Annotated in this window: 24 protein-coding genes and 3 tRNA genes; 10 read left to right on the forward strand and 17 right to left on the reverse strand. The window is 48.4% G+C overall.

From position 1 onward, the window contains the following. Positions 1 to 123 precede the first annotated feature (123 nt). From RYZ26_RS04245 to RYZ26_RS04290, 10 genes are read right to left on the reverse strand one after another with little or no spacing between them, the layout of a single operon-like run. On the reverse strand, positions 124 to 1,836 hold the full coding sequence (locus RYZ26_RS04245; RefSeq protein WP_317681916.1) for a Na(+)/H(+) antiporter subunit D: 1,713 nt from the start codon (positions 1,834 to 1,836) through the stop codon (positions 124 to 126). Continuing rightward, positions 1,823 to 2,080: a hypothetical protein gene (locus RYZ26_RS04250; protein ID WP_317681917.1), complete on the reverse strand. Its 258-nt coding sequence runs from the start codon at positions 2,078 to 2,080 to the stop codon at positions 1,823 to 1,825. The genes RYZ26_RS04245 and RYZ26_RS04250 overlap by 14 nt, the downstream gene beginning before the upstream one ends. Next, entirely contained in the window at positions 2,077 to 3,552 is a 1,476-nt protein-coding gene (locus tag RYZ26_RS04255; RefSeq protein WP_317681918.1) for a monovalent cation/H+ antiporter subunit D family protein, read from the reverse strand. Before RYZ26_RS04255 ends, RYZ26_RS04250 begins: the two co-directional genes overlap by 4 nt. Next, positions 3,549 to 5,024, reverse strand: coding sequence for a monovalent cation/H+ antiporter subunit D family protein (locus RYZ26_RS04260; protein ID WP_317681919.1), 1,476 nt, complete (start codon positions 5,022 to 5,024; stop codon positions 3,549 to 3,551). The genes RYZ26_RS04255 and RYZ26_RS04260 overlap by 4 nt, the downstream gene beginning before the upstream one ends. After that, positions 5,024 to 5,392: a cation:proton antiporter subunit C gene (locus RYZ26_RS04265; protein ID WP_317681920.1), complete on the reverse strand. Its 369-nt coding sequence runs from the start codon at positions 5,390 to 5,392 to the stop codon at positions 5,024 to 5,026. The genes RYZ26_RS04260 and RYZ26_RS04265 overlap by 1 nt, the downstream gene beginning before the upstream one ends. A gap of 3 nt (positions 5,393 to 5,395) precedes the next feature. Then, positions 5,396 to 5,815 carry a Na(+)/H(+) antiporter subunit B gene (locus RYZ26_RS04270; RefSeq protein WP_317681921.1) on the reverse strand — a complete coding sequence of 140 codons (420 nt, stop codon included), beginning with the start codon at positions 5,813 to 5,815 and terminating at the stop codon, positions 5,396 to 5,398. Further along, entirely contained in the window at positions 5,812 to 6,390 is a 579-nt protein-coding gene (locus RYZ26_RS04275; RefSeq protein WP_317681922.1) for a DUF4040 domain-containing protein, read from the reverse strand. Before RYZ26_RS04275 ends, RYZ26_RS04270 begins: the two co-directional genes overlap by 4 nt. Before the next feature lie 5 nt (positions 6,391 to 6,395). Next, positions 6,396 to 6,752, reverse strand: coding sequence for a monovalent cation/H(+) antiporter subunit G (gene mnhG / locus RYZ26_RS04280; protein ID WP_317681923.1), 357 nt, complete (start codon positions 6,750 to 6,752; stop codon positions 6,396 to 6,398). Further along, the gene (locus RYZ26_RS04285; protein WP_317681924.1) at positions 6,753 to 7,049 is read right to left on the reverse strand and encodes an MrpF/PhaF family protein; all 297 of its coding nucleotides are present in this window, start codon (positions 7,047 to 7,049) and stop codon (positions 6,753 to 6,755) included. Continuing rightward, on the reverse strand, positions 7,046 to 7,537 hold the full coding sequence (locus RYZ26_RS04290; protein WP_317681926.1) for a Na+/H+ antiporter subunit E: 492 nt from the start codon (positions 7,535 to 7,537) through the stop codon (positions 7,046 to 7,048). Before RYZ26_RS04290 ends, RYZ26_RS04285 begins: the two co-directional genes overlap by 4 nt. 273 nt (positions 7,538 to 7,810) lie before the next feature. On the opposite strand from RYZ26_RS04290, the gene RYZ26_RS04295 reads away from it, so the two are divergent. The 5 genes from RYZ26_RS04295 (at position 7,811) to RYZ26_RS04315 (ending at position 11,399) form a co-directional block, all read left to right on the forward strand. Then, a complete protein-coding gene (locus tag RYZ26_RS04295; RefSeq protein ID WP_317681927.1) occupies positions 7,811 to 8,260 on the forward strand; it encodes a DUF192 domain-containing protein in 450 nt (149 codons plus the stop codon). Between the two features lie 66 nt (positions 8,261 to 8,326). After that, positions 8,327 to 8,403 (forward strand) — tRNA-Pro (locus RYZ26_RS04300). Positions 8,404 to 8,593: 190 nt separating this feature from the next. Next, entirely contained in the window at positions 8,594 to 8,887 is a 294-nt protein-coding gene (locus RYZ26_RS04305; protein ID WP_317681928.1) for an ETC complex I subunit, read from the forward strand. Between the two features lie 69 nt (positions 8,888 to 8,956). Beyond that, positions 8,957 to 9,033, forward strand: a tRNA-Arg gene (locus RYZ26_RS04310). A gap of 95 nt (positions 9,034 to 9,128) precedes the next feature. After that, the gene (locus RYZ26_RS04315) at positions 9,129 to 11,399 is read left to right on the forward strand and encodes a sensor domain-containing protein (RefSeq protein ID WP_317681929.1); all 2,271 of its coding nucleotides are present in this window, start codon (positions 9,129 to 9,131) and stop codon (positions 11,397 to 11,399) included. 9 nt (positions 11,400 to 11,408) lie between these two features. Here RYZ26_RS04315 and RYZ26_RS04320 read toward each other — a convergent pair whose 3' ends face one another. From RYZ26_RS04320 to RYZ26_RS04350, 7 genes are all read right to left on the reverse strand, one after another. Then, positions 11,409 to 11,702, reverse strand: coding sequence for a DUF6460 domain-containing protein (locus tag RYZ26_RS04320; protein ID WP_317681930.1), 294 nt, complete (start codon positions 11,700 to 11,702; stop codon positions 11,409 to 11,411). A 43-nt stretch (positions 11,703 to 11,745) separates the two neighbouring features. Then, positions 11,746 to 12,912, reverse strand: coding sequence for a cystathionine beta-lyase (gene metC, locus RYZ26_RS04325; protein WP_317681931.1), 1,167 nt, complete (start codon positions 12,910 to 12,912; stop codon positions 11,746 to 11,748). Positions 12,913 to 13,024: 112 nt separating this feature from the next. Next, positions 13,025 to 13,882: a 3-mercaptopyruvate sulfurtransferase gene (gene sseA, locus RYZ26_RS04330; RefSeq protein WP_317681932.1), complete on the reverse strand. Its 858-nt coding sequence runs from the start codon at positions 13,880 to 13,882 to the stop codon at positions 13,025 to 13,027. Positions 13,883 to 13,982: 100 nt separating this feature from the next. Next, positions 13,983 to 14,981 carry a cysteine synthase A gene (locus tag RYZ26_RS04335; protein ID WP_317681933.1) on the reverse strand — a complete coding sequence of 333 codons (999 nt, stop codon included), beginning with the start codon at positions 14,979 to 14,981 and terminating at the stop codon, positions 13,983 to 13,985. A 97-nt stretch (positions 14,982 to 15,078) separates the two neighbouring features. Continuing rightward, the gene (locus tag RYZ26_RS04340; RefSeq protein WP_317681934.1) at positions 15,079 to 15,711 is read right to left on the reverse strand and encodes an NUDIX domain-containing protein; all 633 of its coding nucleotides are present in this window, start codon (positions 15,709 to 15,711) and stop codon (positions 15,079 to 15,081) included. Next, the gene (gene parA, locus RYZ26_RS04345; RefSeq protein ID WP_317681935.1) at positions 15,712 to 16,341 is read right to left on the reverse strand and encodes a ParA family partition ATPase; all 630 of its coding nucleotides are present in this window, start codon (positions 16,339 to 16,341) and stop codon (positions 15,712 to 15,714) included. 87 nt (positions 16,342 to 16,428) lie between these two features. Then, positions 16,429 to 17,682: a D-amino acid dehydrogenase gene (locus tag RYZ26_RS04350; protein ID WP_317681936.1), complete on the reverse strand. Its 1,254-nt coding sequence runs from the start codon at positions 17,680 to 17,682 to the stop codon at positions 16,429 to 16,431. 67 nt (positions 17,683 to 17,749) lie between these two features. Here RYZ26_RS04350 and RYZ26_RS04355 point away from each other — a divergent pair, with 67 nt between their 5' ends. From RYZ26_RS04355 to clpX, 5 genes are all read left to right on the forward strand, one after another. Next, positions 17,750 to 19,195, forward strand: a complete 1,446-nt coding sequence (locus tag RYZ26_RS04355; protein WP_317681937.1) for an NAD(P)H-hydrate dehydratase — start codon at positions 17,750 to 17,752, stop codon at positions 19,193 to 19,195. Positions 19,196 to 19,290: 95 nt separating this feature from the next. Continuing rightward, positions 19,291 to 19,375 (forward strand) — tRNA-Leu (locus RYZ26_RS04360). Between the two features lie 77 nt (positions 19,376 to 19,452). Further along, positions 19,453 to 20,886: a trigger factor gene (gene tig / locus RYZ26_RS04365; protein WP_317681938.1), complete on the forward strand. Its 1,434-nt coding sequence runs from the start codon at positions 19,453 to 19,455 to the stop codon at positions 20,884 to 20,886. Positions 20,887 to 21,024: 138 nt separating this feature from the next. Continuing rightward, on the forward strand, positions 21,025 to 21,654 hold the full coding sequence (gene clpP, locus RYZ26_RS04370; protein WP_317681939.1) for an ATP-dependent Clp endopeptidase proteolytic subunit ClpP: 630 nt from the start codon (positions 21,025 to 21,027) through the stop codon (positions 21,652 to 21,654). A gap of 198 nt (positions 21,655 to 21,852) precedes the next feature. Beyond that, positions 21,853 to 23,118, forward strand: coding sequence for an ATP-dependent Clp protease ATP-binding subunit ClpX (clpX, locus tag RYZ26_RS04375; protein ID WP_317681940.1), 1,266 nt, complete (start codon positions 21,853 to 21,855; stop codon positions 23,116 to 23,118). The last annotated feature ends 83 nt before the right edge of the window (positions 23,119 to 23,201 follow it).

Below are 23,201 nucleotides of genomic sequence, written 5' to 3' on the forward strand. Positions count from 1 at the left end.
TTAATTAGTAAAAAACAATACAATAAAACCTTAAGAAAACTCAACTTTAAATTGGAGTCTTAACTCGCACAAAAAAAAGAGGCCCTGCAAAACAGAGCCTCTTTTTTTTAGTTGAATGCCTAATCAGACATAATAGACCAGCAGGTATAATCCAAGTAGGATCGCGACCCACAGCACCATACTGCCTGTCGGCCAGGTACGTGCCAGGATGCCTTCCGGTCCATGGTGCTTAAAGACATATTTGACAATGTCGTCCACACGTTTGATCGATGTGGCCTTAAAGTTTCTAAAGGCCGCACCGCCGTGTTTAACCACAAACTCTTCATGAATGAGATTGAAGAATTTACGATAGAACCAGTCGAAATCCAACGTAATGGTCAATGTCCGTTTCATCATCTTCAACAGAACGAAGAAGGCAAAGCCGGAGAACAGCAATAGTTCCAGCATATGAACTACATGTGTCCCGGTGTAAGGCACATAATCCACCGCGTATGGCAGCAAGGCATAAAGCGGTTCCGGATAGATACCAAGACCGATACAGAAGGCGGCAAAGATCACCATTGCCAGCTTCATGTTGAACGGCGGATCCTTTGGTTTTGCGCCAAATTCACGCTCCACATAGCCCGGTGCGCGTTGGAAAAACACAAACCACGGGAATTTGATCCCGGCGTGCAGGAATACGCCCGCAGATGCCGCTTCCAGCAAGAACCAGGCATAACCGATATGTTCTTGTGCAGCAGCCCCCGCAATCATCGTCTTGGTCGTGAAACCAGATGTGAGCGGGAAGCCAGAGATCGCCAAAGCCCCGATGGTTCCGCAAACCATGGTCAATGGCATGGCCTTATAAAGCCCGCCAAGGTCAGTACATTTGCGCTTGTTGATTTCATACATCACCGCACCCGCAGACATCAGCAGCAGCGCCTTATAGATGATATGGGCAAAAGCGTGAGCGGACGCACCATTCAGTGACAGTTCCGTCCCGATCCCGATACCAACGACCATAAAACCAACCTGGTTGATGATCGAATAAGCCAGAATGCGACGCATATCGTTTTCCAACAACGCATAGATAATGCCGTAGAAAACCATATAAAGACCAACAAAGATCAAGATATCTTCACCCGGGAAGCTTCGGATCAACACATAAACAGCCGTCTTGGTCGTAAAGGCAGACAAGAAGACACTGCCAGACCAGGACGCACTTGGATATGCATCCGGCAACCAGGATGAAAAGGGTGGGGCGCCTGCGTTGATCAGGAACCCTGCCAGCAACATCCATGTCCACCAGCTATCGGCCCGCATGGCTTCAAATTCAACAGAACCGGAATGATAAACCTGACCAATCACACCGATCATCAGGATCACTCCACCAAACAAATGCACAATGGCATAACGCATGGAGGCCCCATAGGATTCTTCCGTTCTGGCTGACCAGATCACAAGGGTAGAAGCAATCGCCATGAATTCCCAGAAGACAAAGACAGTCACCAGATCACCCGCCATCGCCACACCAACGGCACCGCCGGCATAGGCATAGGCAGACATCAGTTCAATCTGGCTTTTCTGGTTCAGCGCAAAGATACCGCCCACAAAGGCCATCAGGGTAAAGATGGTCGCAAACAGGCGCGACAGTTTATCGCCCTGCAACGGTTCCAGCGTATAATCCAGGAACGGCACCGTAAACTGCACACCGTCTGGCACACACCAGATCATATACATGGTCAGAACCGGGATCAGCAGCATGACAGTTTTGCGGGCATTCCCCACCAATGAAGGCAGAAACATCGCGCCAACAATCAAGATCAATCCCGGTGGGATCGCACTATTTATCATCATAATATGTGTCCTCCCGCTTCAGGAAAATTCCGAGGATTTTGGCAAAAACAACCATAGCCGCGCAAGCCAGGAAGCCAAACCAGGCGTTAAACCCGAACCAGCCATCAACCGTGAAATGCGGATGAGGATGGATGGTGAATTCCAAAGCAACCGTGATCACAAGAATGACAATCCCGATGATCCAGAGCTTTTTTATGGTTTCTGGGCGACAAAGCCAGTGAATGTCTTGTTTGTCGTCACTCATTGTGCACCCCCAATCATTTGTTGGGCCAAATTAAGGGCCACATCCGGGAAGAAGAACATCAAGATGGTCAGCAAGGCCGTTGACGTAATCGCAATCACGATCGGCAGGGGGGCTTCCCCGTGATCGTCATGATGATGATCACCACTTGCTGACGCAGTCTTAAAGAAAGCTTTGTAGATGATCGGCAGGAAGTATCCCGCGTTCAGCAACGTACTTAAAACCACAACCGATAGCGCCAGGAAGTTTTCCGAGCTCATAGCGCCCTGAACGATATACCATTTCGATATAAAGCCTGCCGTTGGCGGCAGACCAATCATGGACAAGGCACCAATGGCAAAGGCCGTCATGGTAATCGGCATTTTCCAGCCGATCCCGTCCAGTTGGCTTACCTCTGTCTTATGAGCCGCCGTGTAGATCGATCCCGCTGCGAAGAAGAGGGTGATTTTACCAAAGGCGTGGGCTGCAATATGCAACGCCGCACCCACAGCCGAAATCGGCGTCAGAATGGCCGCAGCCAACACGACATAGGACAGTTGCGAAATGGTGGAATATGCCAATCGACGCTTCAGGTTGTCCTGACGCAGCGCCACCATGGAAGCTGCGATAATCGTAAAGCCTGAAATCCAGACCAGCCAATCGGTTGACCCTGAATCCACCAGATTATCAATCCCAAAGGTGTAAACGATCACTTTCACGACCGAGAACACACCGGATTTCACAACCGCAACCGCATGCAGCAAGGCAGAAACAGGCGTTGGTGCAACCATCGCCGCAGGCAGCCAGCGGTGCACTGGCATGACAGCCGCTTTACCGATACCGTAGATAAACAGCATCAAAAGCAGGCCCATCATCACACCTTCGACCTTGCCACCCAAGATACCGCCTGAAACGAAATCAAGGGTGCCTGTTGCCGCATAAGTCCAGGCAATCGCCAGGAACAGGAAGGCAACAGAAGTCGTAACCAAAATCCCCAGATAGGTCCGCGCACCCTTGACCGCATTTTCATCACCCTTATGGGAGACAAGCGGATAGGTGCTGAAGGTCAGAACTTCGTAGAAGATAAACAAGGTCAAAAGGTTAGCAGAATACGCCAGACCCAATGTTGCAGAGATTGCAACGGCAAAGCAGATATAGAAACGTGTCTGATGTTTCTCTTTATTGCCGCGCATATAACCGATGGAATAGATCGAGTTCAAAATCCAAAGGCCAGAGGCAATCAGGGAGAACATCATGCCCAGCGGTTCGACCTTAAAGGCGATCTCAAGGCCCGGGAACATTTCGATCAGGGTTACTTCCGGCGTTGCACCATCCATCACCGGACCCAGCAGACTGAGCACGTTCAGAAACAAAGCAACCGCTGTAATCAGAGTAACGCTTTCACGCAAGTTCGGGATTTTACCCGTCAAGGCGATCAGCACCCCACCCACGGCCGGAATGACCATGGACAGGATAATGGAAAGTTCCATACTCATGGCGCACCTCCAACCAGCATCTCAGCTGCAATTTCGGCGACACCAAGCGTCATGCCCGTATCGACACCAAAGTAAACAGACGCACCTGCCATCACCCAAAGTGGGATCAACATGGAAAGTGGTGCTTCCTTCAAGCCTGTGCCATTGGCAGGCGCACGGAAATAAGCAATTTCAATCACGCGCCAGACATAGATCACAGCCAACAATGAGCTCAGCAAAATCAGAACCGCAACAGGCATCATATCGGCCTGCATGGCCGCAGAGATCAGCTGCCATTTGGAGATAAAGCCAACGGTCAGCGGCACACCAATCAGGCTCATACCGCCCACGACAAAGGCGCCCATCGTCCAAGGCATGGTTTTACCCACACCGCTTAGTTCAGACAGACTCGATGTCCCCATTCGATAAACAATACAGCCAACCGCAAGGAAACAGGCCGATTTCATGATCGCATGGTTCAACAGGTGAACGATACCTGCAGAAACCCCGGTTACGTTCAACAAGCTGATCCCCAGCATGATGTAGCCAATCTGTGCAACAGATGAATAAGCCAGCATACGCTTCATGTTATCCTGGAAGATCGCAACCGTAGAGGCCACAAACATCCCGGCAATGGCCAAGACCATCAGCACATCAGCCAAGGCGGTTTCTTCAAAAATATCCACCCCGAAGATGGTGAAAAAGACGCGCAGCATGACATAAACCGCAACCTTGGTTGCTGTTGCCGCTAAAAAGGCCGTCACTGTGCTTGGGGCATAGGTATAAGCATTTGGTAGCCACAGATGCAGCGGAAACAAGGCCAGCTTCAGGCTCAAGCCCACAGTCAGGAAAGCAAGTGCCGCCTGAAGTGTGCGGATGGATCCATCCATATCGGCCAGCTTGTCATGCAGGTCAGCAATGTTCAGCGTTCCGGTCATCATATAAAGAAGACCAAGACCGATCACATAGAAAGTCGCCCCCAGCGTCCCCATGATCAAATACTGATAAGACGCCGTCAAAGCACGACGGTCTTTGCCCAGTGAAATCATGGCATACGTAGAAAGCGACGAAACTTCAAGGAAAACGAACAGGTTAAACGCATCACCCGTTGCCGTCATCCCCAACAGACCACAAAGGCAGAGGAGATAAGCGGTATAGAACAGGTAAATTCGTTCCTGCGGGATTTCCTTTGTGACACTGTGACGTCCATATAGGGAAACAATCGCACCAATGGCCGCCACAATCACCAGAACATAGGCGTTTACCACATCAATGCGAAATTCAATCCCCCAAGGGGCAGGCCAGCCGCCCAGGAAATAAGATAACACGCCTTGTGTTAACACCTGATCCAGGATCATTAAGGAAATCCCGAAACAGACAAGGCTTACGATCAAAGCAATCAGCCACGCAATATCACGATGGCGGAACACCACGCAAAGCGGAGCGGCCATCAGCGGGATGATGATTTGTAAAACAGGAAGATGGGCACTCATTAAGATTCTTCCTCCTGCGCATGAATATCTTCTTCTTCAATGGTGCCGTATTCTTCGCGAATACGAACCACCAAAGCCAAGCCAAGCGCAGTTGTAGCAATACCGACAACGATGGCGGTGAGGATTAATACGTGGGGCAGGGGGTTGGAAAAAGTCTCAAAACCTTCCCCAAAAATCGGCGCGGTACCGCCGCTTACCTTCCCCATGGAGATATAGAGAACAAAAACCGAAGTCTGGAAAATATTCAGACCCACCAGTTTTTTCACCAAATTCCCGCGTGAGATAACAATGTAAAACCCGACCATCATCAAAAAGATAACGATCCAATAGTTATAAAGGCCGGGCGACAAAATTTCTAAAGACTCCATGTCTTAGCGCCCCCGTCCTGCAAAGGTGTAGAAAATCAGTGTCATGGATGAAAATACGGTCATCCCGACGCCGAATTCGACCAACAAAATACCATAGTGTTGTCCATGAAGAGGATCATGGGCCAGTGAATTGTAGTTCAGGAAATTATCACCCACGAAAAAGCTGATGACGCCCGTTCCGGCATACAACAGCACCCCAAGGGCAGAAACAATTTCCAGCACAACAGACGGCATCACAAGTTTCGCATCATGCAGACCAAAGATCAGCGCATAAAGAATGAAACTGGACCCGAAAATCACACCAGCCTGAAAGCCCCCACCAGGACCAAAGTCCCCATGAAACTGCACATAAAGCGCAAAAAGCAGGATAAAGGGCATAAAAACCTTGGCTGTGACCCGAAGAATGGGTTTACGTTGCATCATAATTGATCCTCCCGTTCTTCCAGTTCTTCAAGGGTGGGTTCTTCCTTCTTGTTGCGGCGACGACGCCCGGTCAGAAGAATAAGAACACCCACAACAGCCGTGAAGACCACCGTTGTTTCCCCAAGCGTATCAAACCCGCGATAGCTCGCCAAAACCGATGTTACGATATTCGGCATGCCGACTTCGGCCATGGATTCCGTCAGGAAACGGGGTGCAACATGTTGGTGAACAGGGGCATTTGGATCACCGTAATGGGGCATATCCAGCGTCCCGTACACAAGGGCTGCACCTGTCGCGATACATACGATCAGCGGTAGCCAGATCGAATGTGTTGATTTTTTTTCCTGTTTTTCTTCACGCGACGTCAACGCAAGCGTACCCAGCATCAGTACAGTCGAAATACCAGCCCCCACAGACGCTTCGGTAAAGGCCACGTCAACCGCATCCAGATTTACAAAGATCAAAGCAGACAGAAGGCTGTAGATGCCCCCCATCATGACCACTGCAAACAGGTTCTTCATCCGCAGAATGGCAAGCGCCGTTACAGCCATAAAGAAAAGCAGGACTATGTTCAATAATTCTAAGATGGCTTGTCTCCTTCATCTTTCAGGGCGCCTTCCAATTCGACACCTTCTTTAAGAAGCGGTTTTGCACCGTCGGCCATAGCGGCACGTACAAGCGCATGACTTGAAACGGGGCTGGTGAAGAACAAGAAGAACCCGATCATCACAAGCTTGACCAAAACCAGATTAAAGCCGCCCGCCTGGAACATCAGCCCCAGCAAAATAAGCCCCGTGCCGAAGGTATCAACCATACCGGCCGCATGGGAGCGGGTGAAAACTTCGGGCAAGCGCATCACGCCAATTGCCCCAATAATAACGAAAGCAGACCCTGCCAGAATAAAAACCCAGCTCAAGATATTGAGGACCATATCCATTTACGCGTCCTCCTTTGCTTTTCCGTGATCTTCGCCAGCATGGCCCAGATCCTTGAAACGGAAATATTTCAAAATGGCGATTGTACCGATGAAGTTGATCAACGCATATACAAGCGCGATATCCAGAAACTCCGGTCGGCCAGCCAAAAAACCATGAACAGCGATCAAAATCACCGTCAGCGTTCCGATCATATTTCCTGCGAGAATGCGGTCATAGATTGTCGGGCCTAAAATGGCACGCAACAAACCCAACAGGATCGCAACGATTAAAGCAGCTGCTGCAGCGACAAACATCATTCGTCGTGTCCCTCCATTTCGCCTTTGACCTTGCAGACACGACGATCCATATCACCGCTCAAGACGCCTTTTGCACCTTCAATGGTCAGTGCATGAATTTCAAGTACGCCATCTTCCAGGCCTACGGTAACGGTACCTGGTGTCAACGTGATGGAATTTGCGTAAATCACCTGACCCAATTCACGAGACTGATTGGCTTTTGTTTTGAACATAACCGGGCTGATTGGCAGTTTAGGTGACAGAATCACTTTTGCCACATCAATGTTGGCTTTTACAATTTCCCAACATAACCAGACCCAGTAGGGTAAAATCTTTAAAGATAAATGCGACGGGTGCCCTTCGTGATCAATCACATCCATGCGGTGCGCTATATAAACGACCAATGCACAGGATACCGCACCAAACCCCAAAAGTAGGGGCGCTGTGTGTCCTGAAAGCAGGAACCAGAATGCGTATAGAAAGACCCAAAGGCTAATAGAACTGGCCACGGGATATCCCCTGTTGTTTATTTTAAGTTCTCAGGCCATCAGATGGCGAGAGCGAGAATTACATAAAAGATAACAATTCGTTAATCTATAGCAAACTGAAAATGCGAAACTTTCTTTTTCATTTCATTCGTATATGTACAAATAAGGTAGTTTTGATGCCAAATTACCATCCCGCGCTACGTAGATTCCTATAGATTTGCGCAAAAAACCTTTTTAAGGCATTCTTGAAAAGGCGCTAATCCTCAATAAAACAACCGGATTCGGAGAAACAGCTTGTTTAAATATATACCGATTAAACTCTTCACTGGTCTTTTCCTGTTTACGATTTTATTCACAATCAACGCACAGGCGGGTGGGGCAGGTCCGATTACCATCGTCACAAACGAAGGACGTATCACCTTTAATGTGGAATATGCCATCTCACCGGAAGAAAAAGCCAAAGGCCTGATGCACCGAAAAAGCCTGCCTGCGAAATCAGGAATGTTATTCATCTATCAAAAACCCCGCATCGTGACCATGTGGATGAAGAATACGCCTATGTCGCTTGATATGTTCTTCATCAACCGCAAAGGTCGCATTCGTTACATCGAAGAGAAAACGCAACCCAACTCCACACGCCAGATCAATTCAGGAGGGCGGATTTCTGCTGTTCTTGAGCTTCGTGGCGGCAGCGCAGAGGACTTTGGAATCAAGGTTGGAGACGAGGTAATTATCGGAAAATAATTTTTTTCATTTTTTTTGAATTTTTCTCTTGCCAAGGGGCCAAACTATTTCTATGTTCCGGGCCGTCGGGGAGTAGCGCAGCCTGGTAGCGCACTTGTTTTGGGTACAAGGGGTCGCAGGTTCAATTCCTGTCTCCCCGACCAGTTTTTAGGATTTTATCGCTAAAAACGAGAGGAATGCCTTTGGAGTTGTCCAAAGGTATTTTTTTTGTCCATTTTTTGCCTTAACGTGTTCTGGAATACTTTTTTGTATTCGATTTATACTTTTTATTTGACGCAAGCTTGTGTTTGGGGCATTCACCCCTAAGCCGTTATTTTTATAGAGGTGCTCAAAATGGACGTTCGTATTTATCAACCTGCAAAAAATGCCATGCAATCAGGTCGTGCGAAAACCAACAACTGGATTCTTGAATTCATGCCCATCGCGGCAGAGCGCGCTGACGAATTAATGGGCTGGACTGGGGGCGGTGATACCCGCAAACAGTTACAAATGAAGTTTGAAAGCAAAGAACTCGCAGTGTCGTTTGCCGAGAAAAAGGGTCTTTCCTATCAGGTGAAAGAACCGAAACAACGCAAACTGCAGATCAAAAGTTACGCTGACAACTTCGCCTTTGATCGAATTATCTGATTTCGATCACTCAGTTTGACCTGAACTTATATACAAAGATGATTAAGGCTGTTTAGTCATTCTTACGGAGTGCCCATAGCTCAGCTGGATAGAGCATCCGCCTTCTAAGCGGACGGTCGAGGGTTCGAATCCTTCTGGGCACGCCATTTTCCTTTTAAAGTTCAATCGTATAGTTTCTTCTTGCTTCAATTAATGCTAATCTTCGAAAAAAAGAAGATAAAAGCAGGCGAGAGAAGAAACTATGAATTATGCACTTCGCATTTTTTTTGCGGCGGCTATAGCTGTATTTGGGTTATCACTTCCTGTGCAGGCACAACCCACTTTTCAGGAAGTTTTTGAAAAACATAATACGGTTATGCTTCTGATCGACCCGAAAACAGGGATGATCGTCGATGCCAACGATTCTGCTGCTTATTTCTATAATTATACGCGTGATCAGTTGCGCCAGATGCGCATTCAGCAAATCAATCAATTGACAGCTGAACAAGTCGCTGAAGAACGCCAGCTTGCCAAAGAACAAGGGCGCAATTTCTTTATCTTTCGCCATAAGCTGGGCAATGATGACATTCGCACGGTCGAAGTCCATTCCGTCCCCCACAAATTTGACGGTAAAGTTCTGCTTTTTTCCATCATTCGCGATATTTCTGAACAGCGCGAACTGCAAAAAGACATCTGGCACTATCAGAGCCGCCTGGAAGATATCGTTGAACAGCAGACAAAAACCATCGAACAGAAGGCACAGCAGACGTTCTATATGATGAATGCAGGTCTGGTGATTCTCTCCATCGTCATCCTGTTTCTGCTTTATCTGCTGCAAAAAAGACGCAAAGACGAAAAAGAACTCCGCCTCGCTTCGTCCGTTTTTGAAACGGCGCGAGAAGCCGTCATGGTCACTGACATCAATAATCGGATCAAAATGGTCAATCCGGCCTTTACCGCCATCACAGGCTATGAATTTGATGAAGTGCGCGGTGCGGATCCTGCAATCCTGAAATCCGGACAGCATAACGACAGTTTCTATGATGATATGTATCGCCGCCTGGAAGACAATGGATTCTGGGAAGGTGAGATCTGGAACAAACGAAAATCCGGTGAAACGTTCCCCGAACGACTTACAATTTCTATCCTCCATGATAATAAAGGAGTGAAGGAAGGGTATGTGGCCATATTCAGCGACATTACCAAACGTAAACAAGCAGAAGACCATATCCAGCATCAGGCGAACTACGACAATCTGACCGACCTGGCAAACCGCAATCTGTTTATGGATCATTTATCCGGTGCTATTTACCGCGCGGAACGTGATCACAACCGGGTGGCATTGCTGTTCCTTGATCTGGACCGTTTTAAGCACATCAACGACACCCTGGGTCATTCTATGGGCGATGAATTGCTGAAAGAGGCCGCGCAGCGTCTGCAGGCGCTTACGCGTAAGTCTGATACATGTGCGCGCCTGGGCGGTGATGAATTTGCGATTCTGCTGCCTGATATCCAGGATATGCGCAATGTGGAAGAAGTGGTCGGCAAAATCCTTGAAAAAATAAGCGAGCCTTATGACCTTGACGGCAACAGCGCCTTTGTGTCTGCCAGCATCGGTGTGACGGTCTATCCGGAAGATGGCTATAGCCCGCAAACGCTTTTGCGTAATGCCGACAGTGCCATGTATCGCGCCAAAGACAAAGGGCGCAACGCCTTTCAGTTTTTCACCGCCGAAATGGATCAGGAAGCCCAGAAACGTAGAGAACTGGAAAACGCCCTCTATGTCGCCTTGGAAAACAACGAATTTGTCATGAACTACCAGCCAATTATTTCTGGCAAATCTGGCAAGGTCATGAAATGCGAAGCCCTGATCAGATGGTCACATCCCAAAAAGGGGATTATATCCCCGACGGATTTCATCCCGCTGGCAGAAGAAGTCGGGCTAATTCTTCCCATCGGGGAATGGGTCCTGCGCGAAGCCTGCCGGGAAGCCGCGATCTGGCACAAGACATTGAAGAATCCCCCCTCCATCGCGGTGAATTTTTCCAGCCGTCAGTTCCAGCGGGTGAACATCCCAACATTGGTTCAGGAAGTTCTGGACGAGAATCAGCTTCCGCCTGAAGCCCTGACCATTGAAATTACCGAGAATCTTTTGATTCAGGATGATAAAACCACACTGGAACAGTTAAATATCCTCAGCCGGATGGGAATCAGTCTCGCAATTGATGATTTCGGGACCGGGTACTCATCCCTCAGTTACCTAAAGAAATTCCCGATCTCGGTGTTAAAAATCGATCGGTCCTTCATCAAGGATATGCAGAGCGACCCGGAAGATGCAGCCCTCGTCAACGCCATGATTTCTATGGCGAAAAGCCTCAATTTAAAAGTGGTTGCAGAAGGGGCAGAGACAGCAGAACAAATAAAAATGCTACAGGAACGCGAATGTGAATACATTCAAGGCTACTATTACAGTCGCCCACTTCCCGCAGCAGATTTTAATGGCTATCTCAATGATAGAAAGCAGAAGGATTAGAACTAGAGCTTAGTCCTTTCTCTTGCGCCCACCCATTTTCAACAGCGCCAGCACCGCCCAGACCGGGACCACAATGGTTGCGCCCAGCAGGATATAAGGCACCATCCAGCGTAACCAGCCCGTCGCCACGCCATAGACTTTGGAAACAGTTTCACCGAAGTTTTCCAGGATGGACTGTGGGGTAATGTCAAAGAACGACATGATCACGCCAACCAGCAGCGAAATAAAGATCAGTCGCAGGATGGTGCGTCCAATCCCTTTTGATTCGATTTTGTCCTGAAGTTTGGTTACGTGATTACCCATGAATTCAAATCCTGATTAATTTTTTATCAATTATAAAGTCTGCTTAGGCCTTATTCAACCGATCAAAACCTTTATCCAGATCGGCGAGCAAATCTTCAATATTTTCCTGACCTGCATGAATACGCAAACATGGACCGTCTTCGACCCAGTCGGTGACCTGACGCGCGCCCTTGGGATTAAACGGAATGATCAAACTTTCATAGCCGCCCCAGCTGTATCCCATGGGGAACAGTTCAAGACCGTCCAACATCGCAGCCACTGCCTTCTGTGTGTATTTTCCATCCAGTACAATAGAGAACAAACCACTGGACCCTGTGAAATCGCGTTTCCAGATTTCATGACCCGGGCAATCTTTAAAAGCCGGGTGCAATATCTTGGTGACTTCAGGGCGTTCCTGCAGCCACTCAGCCATCTTCAACGCGTTTTGTTCATGCAGGCGCAGGCGCGCGGGCAGGGTACGAAGTCCACGTTGCCCCAAATAACAATCATCCGGCCCGGCGCAATAGCCCAGCGTATTCAGCTGCACTTTGACCTTCTTATAATGTTCTTCACGAAGAGCGATTGTCCCCATCATAATGTCGGAATGCCCACCGATATATTTGGTCGCGGCCTGAATAGAAATGTCACAGCCATGTTCAAAGGCATTAAAATAATAGCCCGCCGCCCAGGTGTTATCGATCATCACAAGCGCACCATGATCATGGGCCGCTTTGGCAATAGCCGGAATATCCTGCACTTCAAAGGTCAGTGAGCCCGGCGCTTCGGTGAAGACAATCTTGGTATTGTCTTTCATCAACTCTTTGATCCCGGCACCAATCATCGGGTCGTAATAAGTCACTTCCACACCCAGATTGGACAGGAAATTATTACAGAACTTCTTGGTCGGGAAATAAACGCTATCGGCCACCAGAATATGATCACCCGCCTTGATAAAAGACAGGATCGCGCCTGTGATACCCGCCAGACCCGACTGGACAGCAATCGCGCGATCAGCACCTTCCAGTTCAGCAACTGCTTCTTCAAAAGCGCGCGTCGTTGGCGTCCCCATGCGTCCATAAAAGACACCTTCTGTCGGGTTCTGATCCGCTTTGTTCATGGCCTCGACAGTTGGAAAGGTCACGGTGGAGGCATGATAAACAGGCGGATTGACGATCCCGAAATGGTCTTCGGGTTTACGACCAGCGTGCAGAAGTTTGGTATCTTTTTTCATAATCCTGATAGCCTTGGTGCTATGAAATTAACGTTAGGACAAGCTATAGCACAAAAAGATAGCCCCGCAAGAAATCTCGCGGGGGCCATCGAAAAAGTTTTACGGAACTGATTTATTCAACAGGGGTGTCTTCACATGCGCCCCATTCTGCCCAGGACCCGTCATAAACGGCTGCATCCTTGTTCCCTAAAAGGAAGGCTGCGAAAGCAAGGACAGAGGCTGTCACACCGGACCCACAACTGGCGACCATGGGTTTGCGTGGATCAACACCAGCTGCATCAAAAATGTCGCGCATTTCATCCGCTGTTTTAAAGACGCCACCCTTGTCTTGATCAATCAGGCTGTCCCAAGGCACGTTTAATGAATTTGGAATGCGCCCCACCTTGATAACAGGCCAAGGTTCCTGACCTTCTCCTCGGTAACGTTCTGCTGAACGGGCATCAACCACCTGTTCGCGGCGCGCATCGATGTTTTTCAGCATATGGGCTTTATCGCGGATGATGAAATTATTTACACGCGACGTCAGGTGACGTTCCTGTGGCTTAATGGCTGCACCATCTTCCGTTGGGCGACCTTCTGCCAGCCATTTACCCAGACCACCATCCAGAACGGCGACGTCTTCATGACCGAATAGGCGGAACATCCACCAGACGCGCGCCGCTGCACAACCGCCATTACGCGCATCATAAACAACGATCCGGCAACCATCACCCAGACCCATTTTACGCATTCTGGATGAAAACATTTCCGCAGACGGGATCATATGGGGCAGGGGATTCTTTTTATCTTTGATTTCATCGACATCAAAGAATTGTGCACCTGGAATATGCGCTTCTTCAAACGCATCGCGCGCACTTTTACCTTCGACAGGTAAAAAATAAGTGGCATCGACAATATGCACATCCGGTGCAGACATATGTTCTGCCAACCAGTCTGTGGTTACGAGTGCTTGAGGGTTTTTGAAAGTCATGATGTGCCCCTTATATTCATATTTTTATCTACGAATATAAGGGCACTTTCCACCATGAATTGGCAAGCAAAAACTCGCCAAGAACAGTAAGTTTTTTAGCTTACATCCAGTCTGGAACCGGCAAATTATTTTCCAGCAGGAATTCCGGATTAAACAGCTTGCTCTGATAACGCGTTCCGCTGTCACACAGGACCGTCACAATTGTGTGGCCCGGACCCATTTCTTTGGCTAAACGGATGGCGCCAGCAACATTGACACCGGATGATCCACCAACACAGAGACCTTCGTTCTTCAGCAGGTCAAAAGTAATGAGAACTGCTTCCTGGTCGCTGATCTGATAAGCCGTATCAACAACAGCGTTTTCCAAGTTTGCCGTCACGCGGCCCTGACCGATACCTTCAGTAATCGAAGAACCTTCAGCCTTCAGCTCACCATGTTTATAGTAGTGATAAAGCGCGGCACCCATCGGGTCGGCAATACCGATCTTGATGTTTTCATTGTGCTTTTTAAGCCCCATGGAAACACCAGCCAGCGTCCCGCCAGTCCCCACAGCACAGACAAAGCCATCAACTTTACCGTCGGTCTGTTCCCAAATCTCCTGCGCGGTCGTATCGATATGGCCCTGACGGTTGGCGACGTTATCAAACTGGTTGGCCCAGATTGCACCGTTTTCTTCCGTCTTTGCCATTTCTTCAGCCAGACGGCGCGAATAATGCACATAGTTGTCCGGGTTTTTATAAGGAACCGCAGGCACAAGACGCAGGTCTGCCCCACACAGACGCAGCATATCTTTCTTTTCCTGACTTTGCGTTTCCGGCATAACGATCACGGCACGATAGCCAAGGGCACGACCGACCAGCGCAATGCCGATCCCCGTGTTGCCAGCCGTACCTTCAACAATCACACCACCGGGGCGCAGCAGACCTTTGGCTTCTGCATCACGGATGATGGCCAGCGCGGCGCGGTCTTTGATTGATCCGCCGGGGTTCAGGAATTCGGCTTTTGCCAGAATTTCACAGCCGGTTTCTTCAGAAGCCTGTTTCAGTTTTAAAAGGGGGGTATTGCCAATGGTCCCGACAAAGCCGTTGCGAATGTCCATTATGTTAGTCTCTTCTCATTTACAAATAGGTTGATAAGAAAATAGGCAGTTGATTAGAAGAGTTCAACATTTAATCTGATATAAGTGTTAATTAATCTTATTCACACCATTTTTGACGTATTTCATTAAGCTGTAATTTCAACCACTGTACAGCGATGATCGTCATGGAATTATGCAGGTTTCCGTTTTCTAGCAATTCAAAGGCTTTTTGGGATGAAACTTTAACGACAGCGATATCTTCACCTTCATGTTCAAGCCCACCCACCTCAAAGGCTTCTGTTGAATTGACCTCTACACAATATAAATGCATAGATTCTGTTGTGCCGCCGGGGGAGACAAGATAATCACAGATGAATTCTACCCGTTTTGCGTGGCAACCTGTTTCTTCTTCGGTTTCACGAACCGCGACACTTTCTGCGCTCTGACCTTCTTCAATAATCCCTGCCGGAATTTCCAGAAGCCAAGGATTATAGCCTGCTGCGAATGCCCCGGGGCGGAATTGTTCGATTAAAATCACAACATCCAGCTTGGGATCATAAAGCAGCATGCCAGCCGCATGACCACGTTCAAAGATTTCACGTGTCATGGCATCAGTCCAGCCGCCGTCATGCTTTTTATGGCGCAACGTCAATGCATCAATTTGAAAATAACCGTTAAACGGTGTTTTCTTTTCAATAACTTCAACATTATCAGCTGTAAATTTTGCATGGTCGGCGTTGGATTTTGCCATTTACTTGTTCCAGATTTCTTTTGCCAGCGCTTTCACTTCACGCGTCGCTGCACTGCGCTTATCAGATTCAACCACACCCAGACCTTCAATCATACTTGATGGGAAAGCAACCCGATTGCCTAAGGTGGATTCCAACATCGGACGTTCGTCTTCTTCCAGCATACCTTTGATCTTTTCCAAAAGCTTGCCTCGTGGCGGAATACGGTTCATCAGGACGATAGCTTCTGTCTTTTCTTTCTTTGCCTGTTTAAAAGTCGGTGCTGTTGCCCAAACATCCATCGGGCTTGGCTGCACAGGGATCACCAGAAGATCAGCATAGCGGATCGCGATATTGGCCTCTGTTTCTGCATGGGGTGGGGCATCGACAAGGATCACGTCGAAATCGCGTTTCAGACGGTCCAGTTCATTTTTCAAACGCCAGCCACCGACGCTGGAAAGAACAATACGGTTATCTTCGCCCAATGTCCTTTTACGTTCTGCAAACCAGGAAGTCAGACTTGCCTGTGGATCAATGTCAACAAGAGCCACATTTTTCTTTTGCGATGCATACATTGTCGCCAATTGGGCCACGACCGTGGTTTTACCTGCACCACCTTTTTGCTGAGCGATGGTTAGAATTTTGGCTGACATTTGCGTCTCCTACGTCATCTTCCTTGTATATTTGGGCAATTGTTACCCTTCAGATGCGCAATAGCAAGAAAATGCTGCAATGCAAGATCAAAATCTATCAAGACCGAGTCCGGAAAGCTCAATTTGTGTAGGTTTTTCACTGATTATATCAGAAATTATTTGCGCAGACCCGCAGGACATCGTCCAACCCAGAGTGCCGTGTCCAGTGTTCAGATATAAAGAATCGATAGCGGTCTTCCCGATGATCGGCACGCTGTCTGGTGTTTTGGGACGCAACCCGGCCCAGAATTCCACATCCTCTGGATCACCACAGCCTGGAAACAACTCTAATGTCTTATTCAGAATAAAACGGCTGCGGATTTGATTGATGTCCGTATTATACCCGCCAAGTTCAGCAGTGCCAGCAACCCTAAGATTATTGCCCAAGCGGCTGAAGACCAGTTTGAATTCATCGTCCGTCAGGCTGACGGTAGGGGCCGCATCCGGTTTAGTCAGGGGTAGGGTGATGGAGTAACCCTTCGCCGGATAGATTGGCAGGTTGATCCCGTAAGATTTTAAGAACGGTGCACTAAAGCTTCCCATACAAACCACATAACGATCTGCCGTGATGACACCCTTGTCCGTCTTAACCCCTGTGATCTTGCCTTTATCCATTTCGAGAGACAAGATTGTGTGATCTGTCAGAAATTCAACACCGTTCTGACGACAGCTGGCACCAATCTGTTGGGTAAACTGATGCGCATCCCCGCTTTCATCATCGGCGGAATAAATCCCACCGACCAATTCAGAAGAAACACTGGATAAAGCACCTTCTTTTTCCACACATTCAGCCGGGCTCAGGACTTTACGATCCAGACCAAACTCGCGCATTGTCGAAGCTGCGGTTACAGCCTGATCAAATTCTTTCTGATTGCGATAGAAATGCAAGATACCTTCTTCGCGGTGATTATAATCCAGATCAATTTCTTTACGGATTTTCTTCAGACACTCACGGCTGTGCAAGGCAACACGAAGCGTGCGTTCGGTATTCACAACGGTGCGATCTGTCGTGCAGTTTTTCAAAAACTTATAACACCAGGACCATAGGCTGGGGTCCAGACGCATGAAATGGAACAAAAGCGGGGCGTCTTTCTTCCCCATCCATTTCAGCGCTTTCATCGGCGTAGATGGGCTGGCCCAAGGATCAGCATGGGCCGCAGCGATTTGCCCACCATTAGCGTAACTGGTTTCCATTGCAGGGGAATTTTGACGGTCTATAACCACGACCTCATGTCCGGCCCTTTCTAAATAAAAGGCCGTTGTTGTACCCACCACACCTGCGCCGAGAACCAATACTCTCACGACAACGCTCACATTTTCTTGTTATAATGACTGTGGTATTTAAAAGCTGTTGGGGGTAAAGGCAAGCATGGCTACCGCGAATTCGTCAAAAAACTATCTTTTATCGGTTTCACAAATGTATGACGCTGACCGGATCACCATTGAAAAGGGCACATCCGGCCTGAAACTGATGGAAGCCGCCGGAACCGCCATTACCCGCGAAATCACCCAACGCTGGTCCCCCAGAAAGACTGTTATACTTTGTGGTCCCGGTAATAACGGCGGTGATGGCTTTGTCGTTGCGCGCCAGCTTCATCAAAAAGGCTGGAAGGTCGATATCCTGTTATTGGGTGATCGTAACAAGCTGACGGGTGACGCAAAAGCCAATGCGGACAAATGGCCGTTTGAGACACATCCTTTGTTACCGGAATACCTTGATGGCGCCGCACTAATTGTTGACGCCATTTTCGGTGCCGGGCTGGCCCGTGATATTGAAGGCAAGGTTGCCGATGTTCTTCATACGGTTAAAAATATGAATATCCCTGTCGTTGCCGTTGATGTTCCAAGTGGTGTGGATGGTGATACGGGTGAGATCAGAGGCGTCGCCGTTCCTGCGGATGTCACTGTTACTTTTGCACGCGGCAAAACCGGACATTACCTTTATCCGGCACGAAAATACTGTGGTGATTTAATTATCGCTAATATCGGGATCACGGACGAAACAATCCGAGAGATTGCCCCACAGGTCCAAAAGAACGAACCAGCCCTTCTTTTCCCCTGGCCGGACGTGGAGACACATAAATATAAACGTGGTCATGGGGTTGTGATCGGTGCACAGCGAATGACAGGGGCATCGCGCCTTGCTGCCAATTGCGCACGCCGGGTAGGGGGCGGGCTTGTCACCATTACGGCACGTGGTGCTGCATATATGATCTATCGCCAAGCCGAGGCAGGGAATATTGTTTCTGATATTGATTTAGACGAATTACTTTCCGATCCACGAAAAAACGCCGTTCTCGTTGGGCCCGGGATGGGGGTCGGAGAAGGTCGACGCCAAATTGTTCAATCCTTATTGAACCGCGACAAAAATCTGATCGTTGATGCAGACGCTCTGACTATGATGGCTGACCTTAATATACCCAGCCGAAATGCACAAACGCTTCTGACACCGCATGAAGGGGAATTCAGTCGATTATTTCCTGATTTAGAAGGCAGTAAACTTGAACGCGCACGGCAAGCCGCCCAACAATCCGGCTATGTCATTCTGTTAAAAGGCCCTGACACTGTCATCGCTGCCCCGGATGGTCGTGCGGCCATCAACACGACCGGAACGCCTTGGCTGGCAACGGCTGGAAGCGGGGATTCTTTGGCTGGCATTTGTCTTGGACTGCTTTCTCAGGGATTGGATGCATATGACGCCGGTCGCTTGGGCGGATGGCTCCATGGAAAATGCGCCGAAGCCTTCGGATCAGGCCTGATTGCGGAAGATATTGGCGATATTTTGCCTAAAGTTATCAATTCTTTGCAAAAATAACCGTACTTCTCTGTTGACACTGCGTTTGGAATGTATAGAGTGTGCCGCCAATTGGATCGGGCGTTCGGCGCTATCGATACAGTTTTTTGGTAACCGCGGGTGTGGTGAAATTGGTAGACACGCCAGATTTAGGTTCTGGTGCTTCACGGCGTGGGGGTTCAAGTCCCTCCACCCGCACCAAAAAACTGAAAAAAGCAGCCAGCTTTTAGATTCAAAAAACGAATTCGTATAACTCATCTACATAGAGATTTTCAGACATGCAGGTTACTGAAACCAAGGCCGAAGGCCTGACACGTGAATATAATGTTGTTGTTGCAGCAGCAGATATTGAAGAAAAAGTGACTACTCGCCTTGCCGAGATTTCCAAAACAATCAAGATCCCAGGTTTCCGCCCAGGTAAAGTACCTGCGAAAATCCTGCGCCAGAAATATGGCCAGTCTGTCATGGGTGAAGTTCTGGAAGGGACAGTCAACGAAACTTCTCAGAAAACAATCGCTGACAACGAACTGCGTCCAGTTGCACAGCCAAAAATCGAAATCACCAAATTCGAAGACGGCGAAGATCTGGAATTCTCCATGGTTGTTGAACTCTTCCCTGAATTCGACACAATGGATTTCAAAAAAATCAAGCTTGAGCGCCTGACTGTTCCGATCAAAGACGAAGAGATCGACGAAACACTTGAGCGCATCGCTGATGCAAACAAAGATTCTGAACCAGCTAAATCCAAAGCCAAGAAAGTTGCTAAAGGTAACATCGCAGTTATCGACTTCGTCGGTTCTATCGACGGTGAAGAATTCGACGGCGGTAAAGGCGAAGGCTACAACCTGGAAATTGGTTCTGGTTCCTTCATCCCAGGTTTCGAAGATCAACTGATCGGCCTGAAAGCTGGCGAAGAAAAAGACGTTGAAGTGACTTTCCCTGAAGAATACGGCGCTGAAAACCTGGCTGGTAAAGACGCTGTCTTCAAATGTACAGTTCACGAAATCCGCACTGTTGTACCTGCTGCTATCGACGATGAACTCGCCAAAAAAGTCGGCATGGACTCACTGGATGCGCTGAAAGATGCGATTCGTGAAGAACGCGGCAAAGAATTCGAACAAATGACACGCCAGCACGTTAAAAAGAACCTGCTGGACGCGCTGGACGAAGGTCACAAGTTTGACCTGCCACAAAGCTTGGTCACTGGCGAAGTTGACCAGATTTGGGCTCAGTTCGAAGAAACACGCAAAAACAACCCTGAACAGATTGACGCTGAAGACAAAGACAAGTCTGATGACGAACTGAAAGCCGAATACGCAGAAATCGCTGAGCGTCGCGTACGTCTGGGTCTGGTTCTGGCAGAAGTTGGCCGTGTAAACGAAATCGAACTGTCTCAGGACGACCTGAACGGTGCGGTAATGAACGAAGCACGTCGTTACCCTGGTCAGGAACAGGCTGTATTCGAATACTTCAAAAACAATCCACAAGCTATCGAACAGCTGCGGGCGCCATTGTTTGAAGAAAAAGTTGTCGACTTCATCCTGGAACTGGCTGACGTAAACGACAAAGAAGTAACAGCTGACGAACTTCTGGGTGCCCTGAACCCTGAAGAAGAAGAAAAGCCAAAGAAAAAAGCTGCTGCGAAAAAGAAAGCCCCTGCGAAGAAAAAAGCACCGGCTAAGAAAAAAGCAGAAGCTGCAGACGAAGAATAAGCTTTTTAGCACTTTTCTGATCTTCCCCCTTGCGGGAATTGAAAAGGCTTCGTAATTTAAACCCACCTTACTTTCTGTAGGGTGGGTTTTTTAATGCAGCTGTTCTAGCAAACCAAATTTTTAAGGAACGAATTTATAATGACTGATCCGTACAGCGTAATGAGCAATCTTGTCCCCATGGTTGTTGAAACAACAAACCGTGGCGAACGATCCTATGATATCTATTCCCGTCTGTTGAAAGAACGAATCATCTTCGTAACAGGGCAGGTGGAAGATCATATGGCCAGCCTCATTTGTGCGCAGCTGCTGTTTCTGGAATCGGAAAATCCAGACAAAGACATCTCCATGTACATCAACTCCCCAGGTGGCGTTGTAACATCCGGTCTGTCGATCTATGACACCATGCAATATATCCGCCCTGACGTATCTACCGTTTGCCTAGGGCAGGCGTGTTCTATGGGCTCTCTGCTACTGGCAGCGGGTGCTGACGGCAAGCGTTACGCGTTGCCTAATTCCCGCATCATGGTTCACCAGCCTTCTGGTGGGGCACAGGGCCAAGCCACTGACATTCAGATCCAGGCACAAGAGATTCTGTCTTTGAAAAAGCGCCTGAACGAGATTTATGTTCAGCACACAGGTCAAAAATACGAAGATATCGAAGCAGCCCTTGAACGGGATCGCTTCATGACACCTGCAGAATCTAAAGAATTTGGCCTTATCGACGAAGTTGTCGATTCACGTCCTAAATCCGAAGAGGATGAAAAATAAGACAAATTGGTAAAAGGTGTGCGTTAACTCAGCACACCTTTTGCTGCTGTCTTATGATCCAAAACCTCCCCCCAGACGTAACAAAGTCGTCCAAAACTTTATTTTAGGCATTGTCGAAGTGCCACAAGTCGGGCTAATCTATGGGTAGAGGAAAAAATATCGGTGAATAACCGAGCCTAAAAAAAATACGGAGAAACCATGACTAAGTCTTCCGGTGACGACTCAAAAAATACCCTTTATTGCTCCTTCTGCGGCAAAAGCCAGCATGAAGTACGCAAGCTGATCGCCGGGCCAACCGTCTTCATTTGCGATGAATGTGTCGAATTGTGCATGGATATTATCCGTGAAGAAAGCAAGTCCGGCCTGACGAAATCCGAAGAAGGTGTACCTGCGCCGCAGGAGATTTTTGATGTCCTCAATGATTACGTAATCGGACAAGCCTTTGCCAAGCGCGTGTTGTCCGTTGCCGTTCACAACCATTACAAACGTTTGAACCACCTGGGTCAGACAGGTGAAGTTGAACTGGCAAAATCCAATATCCTGCTTGTTGGTCCAACCGGTTGCGGTAAAACGCTGCTGGCACAGACACTCGCACGCATTTTGGATGTACCATTTACCATGGCTGATGCAACAACCCTGACCGAAGCCGGTTACGTGGGCGAAGATGTAGAAAACATCATCCTGAAACTGTTGCAAGCTGCTGACTACAACGTCGAACGTGCACAGCGCGGTATTGTTTACATCGACGAAGTAGACAAGATTTCACGCAAAAGCGACAATCCATCCATTACCCGTGACGTCTCGGGCGAGGGGGTTCAACAGGCCCTTTTGAAAATTATGGAAGGTACAGTGGCTTCTGTTCCACCACAAGGTGGTCGCAAGCATCCTCAGCAGGAATTCCTGCAGGTGGATACGACCAACATCCTGTTTATCTGCGGCGGTGCCTTTGCGGGTATCGACAAGATCATTTCCCAGCGTGGTCGTGATACATCCATCGGCTTTGGTGCGGATGTACGTAGCGAAGACGATCGCGGTGTCGGGGATATCCTGCATGGGATGGAACCTGAAGACCTGCTGAAATTCGGCCTGATCCCGGAATTTGTCGGTCGTCTGCCTGTTCTGGCCACGCTGGAAGAACTGGATAACGAAGCTTTGGTTCGCATCCTGACAGAACCGAAAAACGCGTTGGTTAAACAATATCAGCGTCTATTCGAAATGGAAGATGCAGACCTGACCTTTACAGAAGGTGCCCTTGAATCTATCGCCGACAAGGCAATTGAGCGTAAAACAGGCGCCCGTGGTCTTCGTTCCATTATGGAAGGGATTCTGCTGGATACCATGTTTGACCTGCCAAGCCAGGACAATGTGGAAGAGGTTGTGGTCAACACCGAAGCCGTCAATGCAGATGCGAAACCGCTGTTGATTTATGCTGATAAGGCCGAAGAGGCCGATGAAAGCGCGTAAAAGGCGTTTTTTCACATAAAAAATACTTTTTTTTAGCTCCCTTGAAGTTTTCTTCTTGGGAGCTAAATTCTTTATAGTCTAAG

Origin of the sequence: Terasakiella sediminum (assembly GCF_033100395.1) — a bacterium.
In the GTDB taxonomy this organism is placed as follows: domain Bacteria; phylum Pseudomonadota; class Alphaproteobacteria; order Rhodospirillales; family Terasakiellaceae; genus Terasakiella.